General features: G+C 59.9%; 1 protein-coding gene. It reads left to right on the top strand.

Annotation, left to right across the window (positions count from 1 at the left end; translation table 11 throughout):
* Nucleotides 1-212: 212 nt before the first annotated feature.
* Nucleotides 213-726, top strand: a 514-nt coding sequence (locus D3227_RS40525) for a plasmid pRiA4b ORF-3 family protein (RefSeq protein ID WP_245452172.1), incomplete at its 3' end; no start/stop codon positions are given.

The following is a 726-nucleotide window of genomic DNA, read 5'->3' as shown; positions in this document are numbered from 1 at the left end:
CTGTCGAAGCGAAGGCTGCGCCCATCGTTCAACCGCAACTCGATCATTGCAGGCACGCGCGCAACGTCCTCGCGCACGAGCGGGGCGCCAAGCATGGCTAACGTGTCTACGGGAAGGAAGACCGTATGAGAGCATGAGGAATTGTGTGGCAGTGCCGAAGTTGGGGAGAATGCGATATGGCTGGGCAGTGATTTTCGTCGAGACCAGTCCTTTTGAAACCACCGAGCCGATCGAGCCGCCGTTCACCATCGAATCCTGATATCGCCTCAACGTCGAATGAGTCGGCGACGATCCTGCAGTTCCGCATCTGGCTGAAGGGTCTCAGCCCAATGGTCTGGCGTCGAGTGCAGGTGCCGGCGACCATGGCTCTGCGCGAGTTTCACGGCGTTCTCCAGGTGGCGATGGGCTGGGAAAGCGTTCACCTGTACCAGTTTATCGTGCATACGGTCCGTTACGGCTCATGGGAGTTGACCGCGGAATCGCCGGACATCGGCCTCGACACCCTGAAACTGCGTAAGGGCAGCCGGCTTCTCTACGAATACGATCTCAATGTTCCCTGGGAGCACGAGGTGCGGCTGGAAGAGCGGCGCTCTGCCAAACCAGAAACGCATTATCCCTGCTGCATCGGCGGTGACGGCAATTGCCCGCCAGAGGACAGCGGCGGCCCTGAAAGGTGGACGCGGCAGAAGGACGAGGCCCTTGGGCTGGAAATGGATAAGGATCTCG

The sequence above is a fragment of the Mesorhizobium waimense genome (assembly GCF_003601975.1).
In the GTDB taxonomy this organism is placed as follows: domain Bacteria; phylum Pseudomonadota; class Alphaproteobacteria; order Rhizobiales; family Rhizobiaceae; genus Mesorhizobium; species Mesorhizobium waimense.
This window is presented reverse-complemented; position numbering and strand designations above follow the sequence as displayed.